This window comes from uncultured Marinobacter sp., assembly GCF_963974375.1.
GTDB lineage: Bacteria > Pseudomonadota > Gammaproteobacteria > Pseudomonadales > Oleiphilaceae > Marinobacter.
In genome coordinates, this window is sequence record NZ_CAXBDN010000358.1 from 1 (window position 1) to 3,317 (window position 3,317).

The 3,317-nt window shown below is 52.2% G+C and carries 4 protein-coding genes; all 4 read left to right on the forward strand.

Annotated elements, in window-relative coordinates; translation table 11 throughout:
- On the forward strand, positions 1-294 hold a 294-nt coding region (locus tag AAC035_RS19945; protein WP_339806871.1), incomplete at its 5' end, for a hypothetical protein.
- Positions 275-664: a GtrA family protein gene (locus tag AAC035_RS19950; protein ID WP_039881780.1), complete on the forward strand. Its 390-nt coding sequence runs from the start codon at positions 275-277 to the stop codon at positions 662-664. The genes AAC035_RS19945 and AAC035_RS19950, both read left to right, overlap by 20 nt.
- Positions 648-1,676: a glycosyltransferase family 2 protein gene (locus tag AAC035_RS19955; RefSeq protein WP_008169859.1), complete on the forward strand. Its 1,029-nt coding sequence runs from the start codon at positions 648-650 to the stop codon at positions 1,674-1,676. The genes AAC035_RS19950 and AAC035_RS19955 overlap by 17 nt, the downstream gene beginning before the upstream one ends.
- Positions 1,660-3,156 carry a glycosyltransferase family 39 protein gene (locus AAC035_RS19960; RefSeq protein ID WP_123891319.1) on the forward strand — a complete coding sequence of 499 codons (1,497 nt, stop codon included), beginning with the start codon at positions 1,660-1,662 and terminating at the stop codon, positions 3,154-3,156. Before AAC035_RS19955 ends, AAC035_RS19960 begins: the two co-directional genes overlap by 17 nt.
- Positions 3,157-3,317 lie beyond the last annotated feature (161 nt).

A 3,317-nucleotide genomic window follows, 5' to 3' on the forward strand; every position in this document is an offset into this window, starting at 1 on the left:
TGCCGGTTCTGTTCGGTCGCTTTTCGAGAGCCAAGGTGGGTGATATTCAGCGGTAGATGTGAGGCGGAAATGCATAGTTGCGGTTACATGCATGGAAGTGTAATTCCGCCCGTTTTAACGGAGACGAGGGTCTTGCTGTTGAACTTTGCTCCTAGAAAGAAGGCTGTGACTGTGATTCTGGTGCCCGATGTTTCTGAAGAGTCAATGTTCACCATTTCCGGAATTGTTGTTGAAACATCGGGCACGATGGTTAGCCACGGGTGTGTCGGCCAGGATGAAGAAGGTTCCCTTTAAAAGAATAAGTGGATTTATTGCCGCCGGAGGAATGGCAACCCTTTTCCATTGGGCGGCCATGTCCGGCCTGGTTCTGCTTGGCATGGCCCCCGTAGCAGCCACCTTTTCTGGAAGCGTTGTAGGAGCGGTTACCAACTACTGGTTGCAGCGAACTTTGGCCTTTCCAAACGCACGCCCACACATCCAGGCCATCTGGCGATATGCCTTTTCCTGTTCACTCGCAGCTCTCCTGAACGTTCTGATCTTTTTAGTCCTGCATCAACTGTTTGAAATCTCTGTTGTGCCTGCTCAGCTTCTAACCACTGCGGCTGTCGCTGTATTTAACTATGTTGTCTACCAAAGGCTGGTGTTTCATGAACAAACCTCTTGAGACTTCCCGTGCGCCGAATGAATCAGAGCTGCTTTCCCTGGTGGTTCCGGTGTTCAATGAGCGTTCGATGCTTCCCCTATTCTTTGAGCATGTATTGCCGATCCTTGCGAGCCTCGATATTCGCTCGGAGATCGTGGTTGTGGACGATGGTAGCGAGGATGGCAGTGCCGAATTTGTTAGGACTTTCATTAAAAGGAAATCGAGCATCCGTCTCGTCAAGCTAAGCCGCAACTTTGGCAAAGAGGCAGCGGTAACAGCAGGGCTGGAGCATGCCAAGGGGGATGCGGTGATCGTTCTGGATGCGGACCTTCAGGATCCACCTGAATACATTCCCGAGATGGTCAGGAGTTGGAAGTCCGGCTTTGATGTCGTTCTGATGCAACGTCGATCACGTGTAGGCGAGAGTTTTCTCAAGCGCTGGAGTGCGCACCTTTTCTATCGCTTGCTGAATAAGACCAGTCGCACTGAAATCCCGGTCGACACGGGTGATTTCCGATTGATGAGCAGGCGGGCAGTTGATGCCCTTCTCCGGTTAGGAGAGCGCAACCGCTACATGAAGGGACTCTTTGCCTGGGTTGGTATGCCAACGACGATCATCGAATACGACCGGGCATTGAGAGTGGCTGGCGAGAGTAAGTGGGACTACCCGGGCCTGGTCGGCCTGGCCCTTGAAGGCCTGACTTCCTTCTCAGTGTCACCTCTCAGATGGGCAACGCTTGTCGGCTTGCTGGCCGCCTCCGTTGGTGGATTGTTCGGTGTCTGGATTGTAGCGAAGGCAATAATGCTCGGCGATCCGACTGACGGCTACCCATCGTTAATCGCCCTCATCAGTTTTCTGGGCGGCATACAACTGGTGAGCGTTGGTATCGTTGGTGAGTATGTGGGCAAAACCTACATCGAATCGAAACAGCGACCACTGTATCTGACCGAAGAAGTGGTCGAGAACAAAGAGGTATCAAGCCGAGACCAAATCAGCAACTTCAGAGGCGTCAAGAATGCTAAAGCGATTTGAGCCCTGGTTCTGGGTACTGGCTGCCGTATTGTTCAGTCGCTTTATCGGAATGACGCTGTTTCCCTTCGTGGATACAACGGAGCCCCGATACGCTGAAATCGCTCGTTTAATGGCTGAAACCGGGGACTGGATAACGCCCTGGTTTGAACCCGGCGTTCCGTTCTGGGGGAAACCTCCACTGTCGTTCTGGGCTCAGGCTGCCTCTATAAAAATATTTGGACTGTCTGAATTTTCTCTGCGGCTACCGGCATGGTTCGCCACGATTGGAATCGTATGGCTGACGTGGTGCCTTGCAAATCATGCGCGCGGTGCTGCGGTCGCTCGATGGTCTACTCTTGTGCTTTCCACGATGGTACTCACCTATATCAGTGCCGGCGCAGTCATGACGGATACGTTCCTGGTATTTGGAACGACCCTCTCCTTGGTGAGCGTGTGGTTTGTGCTTTCAGGGCGCTCTGACTATTGGCGCTGGTGGTTTTTCATGGGCCTGGCCATCGGTTTGTTGTCAAAGGGACCGTTGGCTGTTGTACTGACCGTTATCCCCCTGGTGCTATGGGCTGCTATTTTCAGGCAGCGGTTACAGCCGTTGAAAAAATTACCCTGGCTTCTTGGCTCACTTCTGACACTGGCGATTGCCGTGCCATGGTACGTGCTCGCTGAATTGAAAACGCCAGGGTTCCTCAACTATTTCATCATTGGCGAACACTTTAGCCGGTTTCTGGACCCCGGGTGGGCCGGCGATTTGTACGGTAGTGCCCATGACCGGCCCAAGGGCATGATCTGGATATTCTGGCTTTGGGCTTCATTCCCCTGGGGTATCATTGGCTTGGTTGGCTTTGGCCTTGCGGCGGCGCGAGGCAAAACAAAGGATATATTCACTGGTGCTGTTCAAGACGCCTCAACGCTGTATCTGTTGTTTTGTGCGATAACGCCAATGCTGTTCTTCACCCTGGCAGGCAACACGCTTTGGACGTACATACTTCCTTCTCTTCCGTTCTCGGCCATTCTGATTGCCGGATGGGTGTCGAAGCTCGATCTAGGTGCCTGGTCCAGAGTCAGGTCGGGGGCTGTATTGCTTGTGCCCGTTCTCATTACCCTTGTTGTGTTCATCAGTGTGAGCGGAGTCATTCCACTAAAAACCGAGAAACAATTGATAAGCCGGTATGAGAGCATCCATCAAGCGGGGGACAGTCCGATCTTCTACATTGGTGAGATGCCATTTTCGGCACGTTTTTATTCGTTAGGCGACGCTGTGGAAATCATCTCCACAGAATTCAACAGTCTGCTGGAAGCTGACGGGTACGCCAGGGTCTTTGCAGTAATTCCAAACCATGCGGTCGATGAGGTTCTTGGTCCGCGGGCCACTGACGCTCAGAAGTTGGGGGAGAACGAACGGTACCAGCTATTCTCGATCGATCTTCCGCCAACAGACAGCCAGAATGACCCCGTTGATTCTGAATTAAACTCGAAGAATGATTAATGACGCAGCTGATTACTGCTAAAACTGAGTCTTTGAAGGCCGGATTTTCAAGATGGCTGGCCTTTTGGCAGTGATCTAGTCCGGAAATGGCAGTAAAATCAGAATCCTGGCTCCTCCGTTTTTTGAGGTACCCATGTTCATCTGTCCGAGGTTGTCTTCGA